General features: G+C 42.1%; 15 protein-coding genes and 1 pseudogene. 6 read left to right on the top strand and 10 right to left on the bottom strand.

What is annotated here, in order from left to right; translation table 11 throughout:
* Positions 1 to 20: 20 nt before the first annotated feature.
* Positions 21 to 1,079 (bottom strand): hypothetical protein, encoded by a 1,059-nt coding sequence (locus NMG88_RS12400; RefSeq protein WP_227398325.1) that lies wholly within the window; start codon positions 1,077 to 1,079, stop codon positions 21 to 23.
* Positions 1,080 to 1,182: 103 nt separating this feature from the next.
* Complete coding sequence (locus tag NMG88_RS12395; protein ID WP_026796761.1) at positions 1,183 to 1,908, bottom strand: C40 family peptidase; 726 nt, start codon at positions 1,906 to 1,908, stop codon at positions 1,183 to 1,185.
* Positions 1,909 to 1,997: 89 nt separating this feature from the next.
* Here NMG88_RS12395 and NMG88_RS12390 point away from each other — a divergent pair, with 89 nt between their 5' ends.
* A complete protein-coding gene (locus tag NMG88_RS12390; protein ID WP_042154985.1) occupies positions 1,998 to 2,933 on the top strand; it encodes a serine hydrolase in 936 nt (311 codons plus the stop codon).
* Between the two features lie 49 nt (positions 2,934 to 2,982).
* On the opposite strand, the pseudogene NMG88_RS12385 reads toward NMG88_RS12390, so the two are convergent.
* The 5 genes and pseudogenes from NMG88_RS12385 to NMG88_RS12365 form a co-directional block, all read right to left on the bottom strand.
* A pseudogene (locus tag NMG88_RS12385) lies at positions 2,983 to 3,354 on the bottom strand (hypothetical protein); the annotation flags it as partial.
* A gap of 49 nt (positions 3,355 to 3,403) precedes the next feature.
* Positions 3,404 to 4,405 (bottom strand): PRC-barrel domain-containing protein, encoded by a 1,002-nt coding sequence (locus NMG88_RS12380; protein ID WP_227350848.1) that lies wholly within the window; start codon positions 4,403 to 4,405, stop codon positions 3,404 to 3,406.
* A 130-nt stretch (positions 4,406 to 4,535) separates the two neighbouring features.
* Entirely contained in the window at positions 4,536 to 5,330 is a 795-nt protein-coding gene (locus tag NMG88_RS12375) for an RNA-guided endonuclease InsQ/TnpB family protein (protein ID WP_227398324.1), read from the bottom strand.
* A 2-nt stretch (positions 5,331 to 5,332) separates the two neighbouring features.
* The gene (locus NMG88_RS12370; RefSeq protein WP_227381438.1) at positions 5,333 to 5,632 is read right to left on the bottom strand and encodes a hypothetical protein; all 300 of its coding nucleotides are present in this window, start codon (positions 5,630 to 5,632) and stop codon (positions 5,333 to 5,335) included.
* A gap of 480 nt (positions 5,633 to 6,112) precedes the next feature.
* Entirely contained in the window at positions 6,113 to 6,445 is a 333-nt protein-coding gene (locus tag NMG88_RS12365) for a thioredoxin family protein (RefSeq protein WP_214561190.1), read from the bottom strand.
* Between the two features lie 362 nt (positions 6,446 to 6,807).
* On the opposite strand from NMG88_RS12365, the gene topA reads away from it, so the two are divergent.
* Positions 6,808 to 9,531, top strand: a complete 2,724-nt coding sequence (gene topA / locus NMG88_RS12360; RefSeq protein WP_235751672.1) for a type I DNA topoisomerase — start codon at positions 6,808 to 6,810, stop codon at positions 9,529 to 9,531.
* 201 nt (positions 9,532 to 9,732) lie between these two features.
* Here the strand turns inward: topA and NMG88_RS12355 are convergent, their stop codons facing one another.
* Positions 9,733 to 10,299, bottom strand: coding sequence for a Uma2 family endonuclease (locus NMG88_RS12355; RefSeq protein ID WP_227358017.1), 567 nt, complete (start codon positions 10,297 to 10,299; stop codon positions 9,733 to 9,735).
* Positions 10,300 to 10,448: 149 nt separating this feature from the next.
* Between NMG88_RS12355 and NMG88_RS12350 the strand changes: the two genes are divergently transcribed.
* On the top strand, positions 10,449 to 11,630 hold the full coding sequence (locus tag NMG88_RS12350; RefSeq protein ID WP_227358018.1) for a 5-(carboxyamino)imidazole ribonucleotide synthase: 1,182 nt from the start codon (positions 10,449 to 10,451) through the stop codon (positions 11,628 to 11,630).
* Positions 11,631 to 11,698: 68 nt separating this feature from the next.
* A complete protein-coding gene (locus NMG88_RS12345; protein ID WP_235765894.1) occupies positions 11,699 to 13,102 on the top strand; it encodes a GTP-binding protein in 1,404 nt (467 codons plus the stop codon).
* Here the strand turns inward: NMG88_RS12345 and NMG88_RS12340 are convergent.
* Positions 13,075 to 13,509: a DUF4359 domain-containing protein gene (locus NMG88_RS12340; protein WP_026795118.1), complete on the bottom strand. Its 435-nt coding sequence runs from the start codon at positions 13,507 to 13,509 to the stop codon at positions 13,075 to 13,077. The two genes, NMG88_RS12345 and NMG88_RS12340, sit on opposite strands and share 28 nt — an antisense overlap.
* Before the next feature lie 67 nt (positions 13,510 to 13,576).
* Positions 13,577 to 14,167: a carbonic anhydrase gene (locus NMG88_RS12335; RefSeq protein ID WP_254033879.1), complete on the bottom strand. Its 591-nt coding sequence runs from the start codon at positions 14,165 to 14,167 to the stop codon at positions 13,577 to 13,579.
* 238 nt (positions 14,168 to 14,405) lie between these two features.
* Here NMG88_RS12335 and NMG88_RS12330 point away from each other — a divergent pair, with 238 nt between their 5' ends.
* Together NMG88_RS12330 and NMG88_RS12325 are read left to right on the top strand one after the other, a co-directional pair.
* On the top strand, positions 14,406 to 14,654 hold the full coding sequence (locus tag NMG88_RS12330; protein WP_254035813.1) for a BrnT family toxin: 249 nt from the start codon (positions 14,406 to 14,408) through the stop codon (positions 14,652 to 14,654).
* The gene (locus NMG88_RS12325) at positions 14,641 to 14,910 is read left to right on the top strand and encodes a hypothetical protein (protein ID WP_026788345.1); all 270 of its coding nucleotides are present in this window, start codon (positions 14,641 to 14,643) and stop codon (positions 14,908 to 14,910) included. The genes NMG88_RS12330 and NMG88_RS12325 overlap by 14 nt, the downstream gene beginning before the upstream one ends.
* The last annotated feature ends 47 nt before the right edge of the window (positions 14,911 to 14,957 follow it).

The raw sequence follows: 14,957 nt of genomic DNA, 5'->3' as shown, positions 1-14,957 counted from the left end.
CCAGATTAGATCTATCCTATTCAACCAGAGTGAACTCCCGAAGATCGCAAACTAATATTATTAACCTTGGGATCAGCCGGTGGAATAGCACCTACAGATTTAGCAATCTCAATCCCATTTTGCTCAAAAATAACAACAGGTTCACCACCAGTATCAAACTTGACTCGTTTAACCAGAACTTGACCATTAGACACACGCTGTCCCACGTTCACATAACGACTGGTCGGTTCTGCGGGAGCCTTAAGAATAATCTTAGTTTGATTTCCCACTTGCAATACCCCGGTCACTTCCATCCCTCGAGCTAAGTCTGTAGATGGAGGCGGAGGAACAAAAGGTTGGGTAGCAACCGGACGCGGTGGCGGGGGATTAGGATCACGCCAGGATTGGGGTGTCGGTATATTGGGAATTGCCGGTAAATCGGGGACTTGGGCAATGGGTAAACTCGGTAAAGTGGGTACGCCTCTTACAGACCTAGTAATTTGAGGTGTGAATGTTGTCACTCCATTCCCCGGTTGGGTTCCAGGGGTTCCAATGGTTCCAGGAGTTCCAATGGTTCCAGGAGTTCCAATGGCTCCAGGGGTTTTAGGAGGTAGAAGATTGGTGCTAGTAGAGACCCAGCGAATGGGGGCTTCACTTACCGCTAATTTAGGTAATTCAGGCACAGCCCGAGTTGTCTGTTCCGGTACAGTTGGTGCTTTGCCCACTTCAGGAGCAACTTGGACAATGGATGGAGGTAAAACTGCAAAAGGATCGATACTCACCGCAGAGGGAGCCGTTGTTGTTAACGGTGCAGTAGAAGTTGCCGTCGAAGGTTTACCCAGGAGACGTAACCGTTCTTCTGAATTGGTCGATTGAATCAAACCCTCACCCGCACCCACGTTCGACTGTTCTTTGACTAACGGATCTTTAAACGGGGGTGTTTGCCCCGGGGTCGGGGTCGCATTGGGATTCGGCGAAGCCACGGCCGATGGAGAAGTAGTTGGACTCGGAGTGGTGGCAGTTTCTTCAGGTTTAGAACCGCATCCCCCTAACCCAACTGCCAAAATACCGATGGAGAATAGAAACCAAAATTGACGCATTGCCAGTCTCCAAAACAAAGTTGATATATATAATAATTTAAGGATACCCAATCTTAATCCCAAGCCATATTAACAGACTCCACCCGTTAAGCAAGACATGACTTTACTTAGGAAGCAGTTGATAACTAGAAATTATTCGTCCTGCCCCCCGTAACCGTTTAAAGTAATACTGAATACAGGTATCTCCTTCTAATGATAACACATCAATCTTTATGCCGTTACGACCCTGTTCGTTACCCGAACTATGAATATATTTTTTGTCTCCGAGATATAATCCAACATGAGTCGCTTTTTCGACAGTTCCAAAAAATATTAAATCCCCAGGGAGAAGAATCGAAAAATCTAATTGTTCTCGATTAAAAGTGATGGGTTTGGCAAAGGCTTCTTGTTGATAGGCGTCTCTGGGAATCCAAATTCCGGCGTCAGCAAAGGCAGCTTGCATTAAACCCGAACAATCATAATTAGGGCTGACCGTCCCGCCCCAAAGATAGTAATTAGGGGTTGCCATTGCGACTTGAGTAAACTGAATAATCTGGGGAATTGCGGCTTGAATTTGAGCCTCTGACCAAATCGGAGCGAGATAGGGCTGAGTGGCAATCTCTAAATGCTTTTGATCCGAATCAAGTAACCAAGCGGTATAATTATCTTCACATAATTGAACTAGAATATTAGGGGAATTATTAGTGTGATTTTTAGATTGGGGAAGTAGACGTAAATGACGAGATACAGCCGCTTGCGTTGCTAAAGTTTGGCAGTCGGCTCCATCATAGAGATCCAAATTCTCTCTACAGCAATACTCAATCGTATCTGATAAGGGTTTGGCAATCATAATTAATTTAATGGATGTTGACGGTTGGGGGTTGACTATTGACTCTTAGCCAAAACTAGCAAACTTGACACTCGACACTGACAATTGAAATGACTTTTTTCCATTCCGATGAACAATTAGAAACCCAAGGCACTGGCATTATAGATGCAACTCGCGCACAATTTCCAGGTTTAGCTGCCAATCAAGTGGCTATGACTTGGTTAGTATATGACCCACCGATTTCTGTTAATACCGGGGGCGCCTTAACCCCGGAGGAGTTTGGGAAATATCCCGTGCGGGGATTTAACTATCGGGGAATTGAACAAATTTATCCGGCTAGTATTGTGAAATTATTTTATTTACTGGCCGTTTTTGAGTGGAAAGAAAAGGGAATGTTACGGACAACCACGGAATTAGAAAGAGCTACTAGAGATATGATCATTGATTCTAGTAACGATGCTACCAGTTTAGTAGTTGATGTATTAACTGGAACTACAAGCGGCCCAGAATTACCAACAGGGCCGTTTGAAACCTGGAAAAGTCAGCGCAATTTAGTTAATCGTTATTTACAAACCCTCAACTGGCCGGAATTTGAATCAATTAATGTGAATCAAAAAACTTGGGGTGATGGAGCCTATGGTCGAGAACGAATTTTTGTAGGGGAATTAATGGAAAATCGCAATATGTTAACCACTAATGCCACCGCGAGATTATTGCATAGTATTATTGGTGGGGTGGCGGTTTCTTCGATTGCTTCTGGTCAGATGATGACATTAATTCAACGCAGTCTTGACCCCAAAGATTTAGCGAAAAATCCAGAGAATCAAGTCGCAGGTTTTCTAGGAGGTGGATTACCTAAAACGGCAAAACTCTGGTCAAAAGCCGGACATACTAGCCAAGTTCGCCATGATGCGGCTTATATTGAACTTAATTCGACTCAATCTTATTTATTAGTAGTATTTACGGAGGGAAAAGCCCAAAGTAAGAACGAGGAAATTTTACCTTTTATTTCTCAAAAAGTTGTGGAAGCAATGAAAATACTTTAATTTGATGTGATATTCCTCATAATAAGGCCCTCGGCGATTGAAATCGTGGCTACACAAACGATGTCCGCCTGCGCGGACTTATATGGTATGTGGATAGGAAAAATCCGCCCCCAGAATCTTTAACCCGCGTCGGCGGGTTTTGTTTGTGTAGATGCGGTTTCAACCGCCTTTGATTTGATGTGACTTGTTCTTCGACCATCGGTCTAACTCGCAATTCCATCAAGGAACCGAGAATTTTGATAATCACAAAAGTTCCAGCCCCAGCAAAAACGTAGGTAGCAACTACCCCAACAATTTGAGGAATTAATTGCCCTGGATTGCCATACAAAAGTCCATCAAATCCAGCCGGATTGACACTTTTTGTAGCAAAAACTCCCGTTAAAATAGCCCCAACTGTTCCGCCGATACCATGAACGGAATAGGTATCTAGTGTTTAGCCGGGGGTTATTTTGGGGTTAGGTTGATATTTTCTATTCCTCGTATTCGGGAATTTTTGTTTTTTCTGGAATATTAATTCGAGGAGGTTGATAGGGTTTGGGATTTTCGCCCTCATCCCAAGCATCGGAATCTACCTGATTTTCATATTCATAGTCTAACTCTCTGGCATAGAGCTTTTGTTCTTTACGGGGGGTTGGGTCAATCGGAACTAATTCCCGTTCTCGATAACGATCATCCTCATCCCGTTCCACATCGCCCCAATTATCTTCTTCTTCATAGTCATCGTAAATCGGTTGGGGTTGGCGTAAAGGCTGAACTGGGGCGGGATGTTCTTCCCAGGCATCATTTTCATCCCAAGATGCTTCCTGAGCCACCGCCGGGGCGCGATTCGCTCGTTGTGGAGCCGTTTGGGGTAGTCCGGTGCCTAACTGGTTAGCAGGTTTTACCGTTGGGGGATAATATATTCCCTCATCTTCTTTTTCCCAAGGTGCTTCTCCTAAACCTAAACGTTCTAACAGACCGACGGATAACTGTTGCAGTCTATCTTCCGACCCTTCAAAGACAATTAAGCGATTCGGGCCACTACTAACAACTTCCTCAATGGACAATTGATATGTGCTGATCACCTGTTCAGGAATTTGAGGCAGACCGATGGAGGCAATAATCAAAGATTCTAGTTTGCCATCCCGGGTATCGAATTTGAAGCCCCGCACCCGTCCTAGGGGTTCCCCGGTTTCGGTAATGACCTCACTGTTGATCAGGGTACTGTAGTTTTCTACATCCACGTCTTCTTCGAGGACGGTATCATCATCCACCAAAATTACGTCCCCGATTTCGCGGATACTACTCAGGTACATAAATTTTGGCATTCCAGCGATCGCTAGAATATTATTACGGATTCCGATCGCTACAATTTCACGCTGATCTATGTCTACCCATAATTGGCTGACGATTCCAAGTCGTCTACCTCTGTCACGGGTGATAACTTGAGTGCCGAGAATTTCGGAGCGTTGGCGGATATGTTCAGATGTCATGCTAATAGTGAATTTCAGTTTTAACTGTTAAATATACAGATTACTCTACAAGTTCTAATGGCGTGAATGCGTATCCTTGCCATTAGTTTTTCGGGTTTCCTCTATTGTAGTTGACACTCCCACCCCTACGCTACGCTAAAGGGGTGGGATTCTCGTATCTAGCCCAATCAAATAAAGACAGTTGAATATACTCTTTTTGATTGTTTTTCACCGAGTTCGGGGGTACGCCAAACACCCCATAATTTAAACCGGATGAATCCATTACAGAAGCATCTCTCTTTAGGTTTAAATCACAAGCGAAACCATCCCATTGAGACAGATTTCGTGCAGCATTAAAATCAGAATTGTGGTAGTGACCATTAGGGCAATTAAAATCGTGCCGATTTCTTTTGCCAATAACACCACAAGTTGAACAAGATTTTGAGGTATATGGCGCAGGTCTTTTAATTAATTTCAATCCTTTAAGAGCCAACTTATAATTAAGTTTTTGTTCCAAAGAATAATAAGACCAAGTGTGTCGAGATTGACCAGAATCAGAACGAGATCTCTGGCTCTGTTTCATGGTTTTACGACATCCTTCCAAATCCTCTATAACAATATCGGCGTTATGGTATTGGGCAAAACGAACAATTCGGCGACTGACTGTATGGTTAATAGCTTCCATCCATCGTTGCTCTTTTTTGTTCCATTTCTTTAAAGCTCGAAACTTTTTAGCTTCTTGAAGTTGTTTTCTACGTTGTTGAAAATAACGTCTTCGATGCTTAACACTTTGACCATTAAAGAACTTGCCGAAACCTTCTTTTGGTGCAACTACCGCTAAATTATTCTGCCCTCGGTCACATCCCAATCTTTTCTCTGTCTCAACTTCTGGAACATCCTCTGTTATCGACAGATAGGCATACCACTTATTTCGATGTTTAATCAATTTCAAAGAACCCCCTTGAATTGTTTCCTCTTTTGATTGTTAACTTCTACAGGAAGAACTTTATATTGCTTGGTTTTACGACCCGTTGGGGATGTGGTATGTCGAATAACTTGATTGACCAGAGCAGATTTTAACTCGGACATGATTTTAGCTGTTGTCATTTTTCGCCGTTCTTTAATTGGCAATGACAACAGCTTATTAGCAATCTGCGTGTTTTCTTCCGTCATTTGCTCAAACATTTGAGCTTTACAACGGTTGAGTTTTGCGAATTTTAATTTAATCGTCCGAGTTACTTTGATCATGGAAAATATGATAACATAAATATCTAATAACTGGGTACAAATTAATTGGTAGATGACGGCACTTAAAAGTGCCTGCGTCGCGTTTCATCCCACGGCTGAAGCCAGTGGGCTTTCACGATCCCACCCTGGCTTTGTAAAAAACTACCCTTGGCCCATTATACAATGATGCTATCGGAAGATTTTATTTTGGGTCACTATCGCCGGATAGATTCGGATTGATTATCAAGTGAATCTATAGGGTTCTACTGCACAGTTTTAGCCTCTCCCCAGTAGTGGGTAAAAGATTCTTAAAAAATAACTCGCATTCATACGAATAGGGTGGGGCATACCCGCTCTTTAGCTTGGGGATAATCCCACCTCTGGTTAAAGCACTGCAAGGTAATTTGATTAAGTGGTTTCGCTGAACCAAGAATCCCCACGCCTTCAGGCACAGGGAGTGTCAATAGATGGAATCCCCGCCCTGAACGGGCGGGGCGGATATCAAGCGGATAAACTTGCTTCTAGCCAATCGATTATTTTACGTTTAGGGATAGCCCCTTCATGGGACTTGACAACTTCCCCGGCTTTAAATAATTTTAAAGCGGGAACTCCTTCTACTTTATAGGATTTAACGGTGATCGGATTGAGATCGATCTCCATTTTTACAACTTTTAAGCGATCGCTATAGGTTGTGGCGATCGCTTGTATAGAAGGAGACACAAGCCGACAAGGGCCACACCAACCCGCCCAAAAATAGACTAAAACCGGCAGTTCTGCTTTCAGAACTTCCGAGTCAAATTCTGAATCTTGAATGACAAGAGGGTGATTACTCATAGTTATTTAGGTGATGGACTGACTAGAACAGGACTTACGAACCCAACCAAAGAAACCGGGGTTTTTTCCGAAAATACTGCGTTGTGACCCACTTATGTTCTCAAAAACCCGGTTTCTCGGGCCCCATGCGTAAGTCCTATATAAATTTTTGCTATGGTTAGATCCAGTTTCAACGGTCTTCAGTTGGGCATCTAAAATTTAATCATATCCTGAGTGTGTGAATATCCCCTCACCTAAACCTTTCAGGGTTTGTGAAAAGTTTTGGGGGTTTCATGTAGTGCTAATATTGTCAACAAAAGCAATTACCAACGCTTTTTCTTCATTCCCCAAGTCCGGTGTTTGCTGTAACCTGAGAAGGTGCTATGTCAACTTTAGTCATTGTTGAATCTCCAACCAAAGCCCGTACCATTCGCAACTTCTTACCATCGAGCTATCGGGTAGAAGCCTCAATGGGTCATGTCCGTGACCTTCCCCCCTCTGCTGAGGAAATCCCCGAAGAATATAAGGGGGAAACGTGGGCAAAACTAGGAGTGAATGTGGAAGGGAACTTTGAACCCATTTACGTTATCCCCAAAGATAAGCAAAAAATTGTTAAGGAACTCAAAGCCGCCCTCAAAGAAGCGGACGAACTCGTTCTCGCTACTGACGAAGACCGCGAGGGAGAGAGTATTAGTTGGCATCTACTCCAAATTCTGAAACCGAAAGTCCCAATTAAACGGATGGTATTTCACGAAATTACCCAAGAGGCCATTCGTGAAGCCCTAAAAAATTGTCGCACCGTTGATGAAGAACTGGTTCATGCTCAAGAAACCCGCCGCATCCTCGACCGCCTCTATGGTTATACTCTTTCCCCCCTGTTGTGGAAAAAAATTGCTAAGGGATTATCCGCCGGACGGGTGCAGTCCGTGGCCGTGCGTTTACTGGTCAGTCGAGAACGGGATCGTCGGGCTTTCCGGTCTGGGGGATATTGGGATTTAAAAGCCCTTTTGGAATATACCCCCCCCAACCCCCCCTTAGCAAAGGGAGGCGCGGGAAGTAAATTTGAAAGCAAACTGGTGAGTCTAGCCGGGGTCAAAGTGGCGACTGGGAGCGATTTCGATGAAACCACTGGAAAAATTGCCGCAGGTCGGAAGGTGGTTTTACTGGATGAAGCCGCTTCAGTAGCTTTAAAACAAAGGTTATCGGGTAAACCCTGGACGGTGGCAAACTTAGAGGAAAAAGCCGTTACTCGCAAACCCTCTCCTCCGTTTACCACCTCCACCTTGCAACAGGAATCTAACCGTAAACTCCGGTTAAGTGCCCGTCAGACTATGCAAACCGCCCAAAGTTTGTATGAGCGGGGATATATTACCTATATGAGAACCGACTCCGTGCATTTATCGGAGCAAGCGATTACCGCCGCCCGGGAATGTGTGGAACAGAAATATGGGAAAAATTACCTCAGTCCCAAACCTCGGCAATATACGACTAAATCTAAAGGAGCGCAGGAAGCCCACGAAGCCATCCGTCCGGCGGGAAGTTCTTTCCGTACCCCCCAAGAAACGGCCCTAAGTGGAGCCGAACTCAACCTCTATGATTTAATTTGGAAGCGTACCGTAGCCTCCCAGATGGCTGACTCTCGCCAAACTAATATTACCGTTGAGCTAAAAGTTGAGGATGCCGGATTCCGCAGTACCGGAAAACGAATTGATTTTCCTGGGTTCCTGCGGGCCTATGTGGAGGGTTCCGACGACCCAGAAGCAGCCTTGGAAGACCAAGAGGTATTATTACCCCCTCTGAAAGTTGGCGACCATCCTGACTGCAAAAAGTTAGATGTAGTTGGACATGAAACCCAACCTCCGGCTCGATTTACCGAAGCCTCCTTAGTTAAGACCCTAGAAAGTGAAGGTATTGGTCGCCCTAGTACCTACGCCAGTGTAATTGGAACCATTATTGATCGGGGGTATGTTCAGTTAAAAAATAACGCCCTGATTCCCACTTTTACGGCCTTTGCGGTTACCAACCTCTTAGAAACATACTTCCCGGATTTGGTCGATTTGCGATTTACCGCCCGCATGGAAGACACCCTCGATGATATTGCTACCGGAGAAGCTCCTTGGCTACCCTATTTGGAAAAATTCTATTTAGGCGATGCTGGACTGGAAAATCAGGTTAAAGACCAAGCCAGTAAAATTGATACTAAAGTCGCCCGAACTATTGAGTTAGAACAGTTGGGAGATGAAGATGATCCGATTCAATATCGCGTCTGTATCGGTAAGTTTGGCCCCTATATTGAGGCGGGAACTGGAGAGGACATGATTACCGCTTCCATTCCCCAGGATTTGACTCCGGCGGATTTAACCCCGGAGGTAATTCGGGAGTTGGTGGGACAAAAAACCGAAGGGCCAGAGAAATTAGGAGTTCACCCAGAAACGGGAGAAACTATCTATATATTAATTGGCCCCTATGGCCCCTATGTGCAGTTGGGGTTAGAAGCCGAAGACAGTAAAAAACCGAAACGGGTATCTATTCCTAAAGGTGTTGAGAAGGAAAACGTCACCGTGGAAATGGCTTTAGGGTTATTAGCCCTACCGCGACTATTAGGAACCCATCCTGAAACCGAGGCTAAGATTAAAGCCGCCTTGGGGCCGTTTGGGCCCTATGTTGTCCATGACCAGGGGTCATTGGGTAAGGATTATCGGTCGCTGAAAGCCCCTGATGATGTGTTAACCATTAGTTTAGAACGGGCGTTAGAACTGTTGGCCCAACCGAAAACCAGTGGTCGGGGAGGACGGGGTAAAAAAGAAATTCCGCCTTTACGGGAGTTAGGAACCCATCCCGCCGATGGTGAACCTGTGAATGTTTATGATGGTCGTTATGGGCCCTATGTTAAACATGGAAAAATCAATGCTTCCTTACCCAAGGATGCGGCGGTAGAGGCGTTTACCTTAGCCCAAGGGTTGGAATTGTTGGCGGCAAAAGCGGATTCGGGTTCGAGTTCTCGGAGTAAGTCTAAAACGACTAAAACAGCCTCGAAAACCACCGCTAAAACCACGAAAACTACAACCAAAAAGTCCTCAACTACTAGCAAAAAAACAAGCTCGTAGCTGTGTTTTAAAGCCAGATTGTGAGTTACACGCTAACTGGGCTTTTCTAAGTCTTAACTAGCGTGTAACTCTTGATCAGGAGATATTTACCTTGGCTTCGTTATATTTAATTCAAGGCCCCATTAGGGCAGGACGAGATATAATGCTGTAAGATGAACTTACTTTATCTAATTCTGTGGTAATTTTAAATACAAAAGCAGATTATTCATCTTCGTCAAATACCGGAGGCCAGATTTCTTCAACTATTAATTCCCATCCAGGTAGCAGTTCGTTAACAGTTAAAATATCACCATTTCCTAATATAATTACAGGCTGATCCGGTCGATAAACTTCCAGTTGACAGGTATCGGGGTCAATCAGAATCGCAACTTTAACTCCCTGTTGGATATAAACTTGGATTTTATCTCGCAGTTTTTTCAGGCGATCGCTTTGAGATTTGACTTCAACGACTAAATCGGGAACTAGGGTCGCAAAATATCTCACACTTCTGAGCAAGCGATCGCGCAAAACAAAAGTAACATCCGGTGCTTTTAGGTCACTATTTGGTAAAATAAACCCACCTGCGGAGTCAAAAACACGACCCAAACCACGAGGTTTCACCCAATTACGAAGTTGACTAGCAAATTCTAAGGAGACTTCACTGGCGACGATATCTGATGGCCCCATAATGGTAATATTACCCTGTTCTAGTTCAATTCGATAGTCCAAGCCAGCTTCACAGAAGACGGACTCAATACGTTCTAGGTCTTTGACGGTCATTTCAGGCATGGTGAACCAAGTCCCAGGAGATTGTTAATGCAGTTGAAGCAGAAGCACATTTCACCTTCAATGTAACTCAATTTTCTATTAATATCACGCTTAATATAAATATTGCTATATTCAGTTAAAATAAATAAAGTTGAGACTATTGCTAAAAAATGAACACCCGATCTACTCCCACAATTCAACCTCAAACCCTAAGCAAAATTGGTGTAATTGGAGGAGGACAATTAGCTTGGATGATGGGAATGGAAGCCACATCTTTAGGGATTTCTTTATTTGTTCAAACGCCCGAAACTGACGACCCCGCCGTACCTTTTGCGACCGAAACAATTTTAGCCAAAATTGATGATGCCACAGCCACGGCAAAATTAGCAAATCATTGCGATGTTATTACTTTTGAGAATGAATTTGTAGATTTAAACGCCCTATCTAAACTGGCAGAACAGGGGGTTTGTTTTCGTCCTCGCTTGTCAGCATTATCCTTATTATTAGATAAATATGATCAACTCAGTTATTTAGAAAAAATTGGTTTACCTGTTCCCGAATTTAAACTTTTAAACCCCGAAAATGGTAAAATATTTAATCATAATTTGGGTTATCCGGTGGTTTTAAAAGCCTGTCGCTATGGATATGATGGACAGGGAACTTTTATTATTAACAATGCCGAGGAATTATCTCAAACTTGGGCGAAATTTAACTATCCTCCGATGTTATTACAAAAATTTGTTCCGTTTGAACGGGAATTAGCGGTAATTGCAGCCCGTTCGGTGGCAGGAGATGTGGCAGTTTATCCAATTGTTGAAACGGTACAGAAAAATCAAGTTTGTCATCGGGTTATTGCTCCAGCTAATATTAATAAAACTATAGCCGAAGCAGCAGAAGCGATCGCCAAAACCTTACTTAATAGTTTACAAGTAATTGGTGTATTTGGGATAGAATTATTCTTAACATCCGAAGGCAAACTATTAGTTAATGAAATCGCACCGCGCACCCATAATTCCGGTCATTTTAGTTTAGATGCTTGTGAAACTTCCCAATTTAAACAACATTTAAGGGCGGTGAGTGGTTTACCATTAGGTAATACCGCTTTAAAATGTAGTGGGGCGATCATGGTGAATTTATTGGGGTTTGAAACTGCTAATAGTGAATATTTAGAAAAGCGTCAAAAGATCGCAGAAATTCCTAATTCCTTTATTCGTTGGTATGGTAAAACCGCATCTCGTCCAGGTAGAAAGTTAGGTCATGTAACGGTATTAATTCAGACAGAAAACGATCAAAATATAGAAAAAGAAGCAAATGCGATCGCCGATCAAATTGAATCAATTTGGTACTTGTAGGGTGCGTAAGATCGGCATACACACCAAAACCCCATCATTCCAAAAAAGCCAGTCTATACCCATTAATAATGAATACTCATTTTAATCAAGCTCGTTCTAGTTTAAAACAAACTTTATCCCGTTATAACCACTTACAACGGGGGCGAAGGAGTTCTCATCCTGAATTACAAGCAACATTACAAAAACAGTTAGAAATCCTATCAACTAATTTAGAAAAACTAGAACAAGGAATTATTAGAATTGCCGTCTTTGGATTAGTTAGTCGGGGAAAATCGGCGGTTTTAAATGCCTTATTGGGGGAAAAAATTCTCCAAACCGGGCCGTTAAATGGTGTAACCCAATGGCCCCGTTCTATTTGTTGGAGTGTACCTTTATCTCAGATTGAAGAACCGAATCGAATTGATAATATTGACGAACAAAATCCGATTCAAGTTGAGTTAATTGATACCCCAGGATTAGATGAAGTCGCCGGACAGGTACGGGGGGATATGGCAAAGGAAGTCACTCGCCAAGCGGATTTAATTTTATTTGTGGTATCGGGGGATTTAACTAGAACCGAATATGAGGCTTTATTAGAATTACAAAATGCTCATAAACCGTTAATTATTGTTTTTAATAAAATTGATTTGTATACAGAAATAGAACAGGAAAAAATCTATCAAAATTTACAAAAACTAGCTCACACTCAAGATATTTCTATTGTTGAATCTCCTAATAAATCTAAACCATTTGAGATTGTCAAAGTATCAGCAGAACCCGCACCAATCCAACTTAGAATTGAATGGCCAGATGGTCGAATAACTTATGAATGGGAATCTCCATCATCTCAAATTGATGAATTAAAACAGATTATTTTAAAGATATTAAATCGAGAAGGACGCTCACTTTTAGCTTTAAATGCTTTAGTTCAAGGGCGAGAAGCAGAAAAAATTATCGCCCGTCAAAGTATTAAATTACAATCGGCGGAAGCAGAGGAATTAATCTGGAAATTTACTCGTTATAAAGCTATAGCGGTAGCCTTAAATCCCATTGCTATTTTAGATGTTTTGGGTGCAACAATTAGCGATTTAATTTTAATTCGGTCTTTGGCCCGTTTATATGGTTTACCGATGACCAGTTATCAAGCGGGGAAATTATGGAAAAAAATTCTATTAAGTTCGGGAGGATTACTATTAGCTGAAATGGGTAGTGGTTGGATATTAGGATTTGGGAAAAGTGCGGCTGGGTTAGCTACAGATCTCGCTAATTATGCCGGAATTGCCATTACTCAAGCCTCAATTTCTGCCTATCTAACTTATACCGTTGGTCAGGCGGCGCAAGTATATTTAGAAAAAGGCTGTACCTGGGGTGAACAGGGTATTGATACCGCTATTCAAGAGATTTTAAATCAAGTTAACCGAGATAGTTTTATTATCCGTTTAAAGTCGGAAATTGATCGAAATTCTCAACTTGATTCTTTAGAAGTAGATTGAGCAGAATTAGGCTCTTTTGTGGGAAAGGTAAGAAAATTACCAAATCCTCCTAATGTTTGATATTTATATCCAGCGATTTCGGTCGTATAAACACTAAATAAAATCGCATTTTGTCGGGTTGTGGATTTATCTACCGTGTCTTTAATTAAGTTACGTTGATTAACAACTAAGGTATTACAGGTATTCACTAACGCACTAGAAAATCCTTTTAAAAATTCAGGGACTTGAGATTCTTTACAAATGGATTTTTTAATTTCGGTGGATAATTGATCAGAAGCATAATTAATATATTCTTCTCGTTTAGGATTGGTAAATGCCATAGTTCCGGCTAAAATAGTCAGTAGAATTACACCTTTTCCTAGATAACCCGAAGATGATTGGGATGGAGTAGAATCAAGTTTCATCATGGCTTTAATAAAAATAACAGAATATCTTGATTATATCTTTCTGGAGTTATTCTGTCGCTTCAGGATTTTAGCTAGACCAAGGAAAGGTAATTTTTTTAGGTATCACCGCTTGGAATTGCGACTCTAAAGTAACAAAATATAGTTCTACATCCAGATTGGGATAACGATGACGAATCTTGGTATAGGCTCGGTTTAAATAATCAGCATGGGCTTGATATTCTTGTTCGGGATTTTGATGCAGGTTAGGGTTAATTAAACTAGAGTATGCTCCACAATCTTCATGATCTAAAATGATCACTTTTTCAATAGAATGGAGTTTATAGGATAACTCTAATTGATCCCAAAAAACCGTTGCTTCTGCTTTATGGGGAAAACCAGAAATTGCTAAGGAAGCTCCGGCTAGGGCTGTCCAGTCATATTTTTGAGGTAAAATATTAGAGAGAAATTGCTGTTCTGCGTTCATAAACCGAAAATCAATACAACTTAATACTAAAGCTGTAGCGTGATGATTTGCAGATAGAGCGGGTTTAGCAAATTCTAACAGAGGAATAGAAACAATAGTTGTTAAAAGCGATCGCATAAACCAACGACGACTTAACAAATGGGAACAATTCCCCTGACAGGAACATTTTTGATTAGTTGGAAAGGTATTTTTCATGGAGTTTGAAGGCTTAGATCATCCATTAGAGAGTGTTAGACTGATTAACAATTGTTTACATAGGGAGGTTTTATAGAGCCTACTTACTTATAATAGATTAATAATCGCATTCTGTATTTAATTTCACAGAAGAGAGAAAATCTTAGTTTCGCCGATACTTTCGCTTTTCTCTAAATAATGTTAATATCGAAGTATGGATAGTGTGTACAGGCTACAAGGTGTTGACTTTGAATAGGACATAAACAAAGCCGAGAGCAACCTAGAAAAACATGGCGTTAGCTTTGAAGAAGCCGCAGAGGTTTTCTTCGATCCATTCTATCAGGAGGGAGACGCTACTTCTAATCAGGAACCGCGCGATTTTATACTGGGTTATTCCCTTTCTCAACGCCTATTACTCGTAGTTTATGTAGAACGTAGTCTGCGAATCTGCATCATTTCTTCCCGTCCTGCTACCCGCACTGAAAGGAAATTATATGAACAATCCTGAAGCAGAAATAAAATTGCAATTGCGGCCACGGATCACGGAAACAGTCTCGATTGAAGTCCCAATAGATACTTTAGAATCACTGACAAAAATAGCGACAATTCGAGATATGTCTGTAGAAGCGTTGCTGAAGTTTTATATAGGACAAGGCTTGCGGACAGACTTAACTAAAGCCTTTTCAGAACGCCTGTTGGATACAACGGCTCAAGTGCTGGCCAGACATCTTGATTCAGAAGAAGCCGAAAAAATTACTCAGTAATCCGTTGTTGGGCTTTAGCCCCTCTTAAGATGGGCTGAAGCCCAACA

It is taken from the genome of Planktothrix agardhii (genome assembly GCF_904830935.1).
In the GTDB taxonomy this organism is placed as follows: Bacteria; Cyanobacteriota; Cyanobacteriia; order Cyanobacteriales; family Microcoleaceae; genus Planktothrix; species Planktothrix agardhii.
The sequence above is the reverse complement of the archived record's forward strand: the minus strand, read 5'-3'. Positions and strand labels throughout refer to the sequence as shown.

What these genes read in the sequence shown, in the direction of transcription:
- NMG88_RS12400 (WP_227398325.1), bottom strand. Translation starts at nt 1,079, where the DNA reads ATGCGTCAATTTTGGTTTCTATTCTCCATCGGTATTTTGGCAGTTGGG.
- NMG88_RS12395 (WP_026796761.1), bottom strand. Translation starts at nt 1,908, where the DNA reads ATGATTGCCAAACCCTTATCAGATACGATTGAGTATTGCTGTAGAGAG.
- NMG88_RS12390 (WP_042154985.1), top strand. Translation starts at nt 1,998, where the DNA reads ATGACTTTTTTCCATTCCGATGAACAATTAGAAACCCAAGGCACTGGC.
- NMG88_RS12380 (WP_227350848.1), bottom strand. Translation starts at nt 4,405, where the DNA reads ATGACATCTGAACATATCCGCCAACGCTCCGAAATTCTCGGCACTCAA.
- NMG88_RS12370 (WP_227381438.1), bottom strand. Translation starts at nt 5,632, where the DNA reads ATGATCAAAGTAACTCGGACGATTAAATTAAAATTCGCAAAACTCAAC.
- NMG88_RS12365 (WP_214561190.1), bottom strand. Translation starts at nt 6,445, where the DNA reads ATGAGTAATCACCCTCTTGTCATTCAAGATTCAGAATTTGACTCGGAA.
- topA (WP_235751672.1), top strand. Translation starts at nt 6,808, where the DNA reads ATGTCAACTTTAGTCATTGTTGAATCTCCAACCAAAGCCCGTACCATT.
- NMG88_RS12355 (WP_227358017.1), bottom strand. Translation starts at nt 10,299, where the DNA reads ATGCCTGAAATGACCGTCAAAGACCTAGAACGTATTGAGTCCGTCTTC.
- NMG88_RS12350 (WP_227358018.1), top strand. Translation starts at nt 10,449, where the DNA reads ATGAACACCCGATCTACTCCCACAATTCAACCTCAAACCCTAAGCAAA.
- NMG88_RS12345 (WP_235765894.1), top strand. Translation starts at nt 11,699, where the DNA reads ATGAATACTCATTTTAATCAAGCTCGTTCTAGTTTAAAACAAACTTTA.
- NMG88_RS12340 (WP_026795118.1), bottom strand. Translation starts at nt 13,509, where the DNA reads ATGATGAAACTTGATTCTACTCCATCCCAATCATCTTCGGGTTATCTA.
- NMG88_RS12335 (WP_254033879.1), bottom strand. Translation starts at nt 14,167, where the DNA reads ATGAAAAATACCTTTCCAACTAATCAAAAATGTTCCTGTCAGGGGAAT.
- NMG88_RS12325 (WP_026788345.1), top strand. Translation starts at nt 14,641, where the DNA reads ATGAACAATCCTGAAGCAGAAATAAAATTGCAATTGCGGCCACGGATC.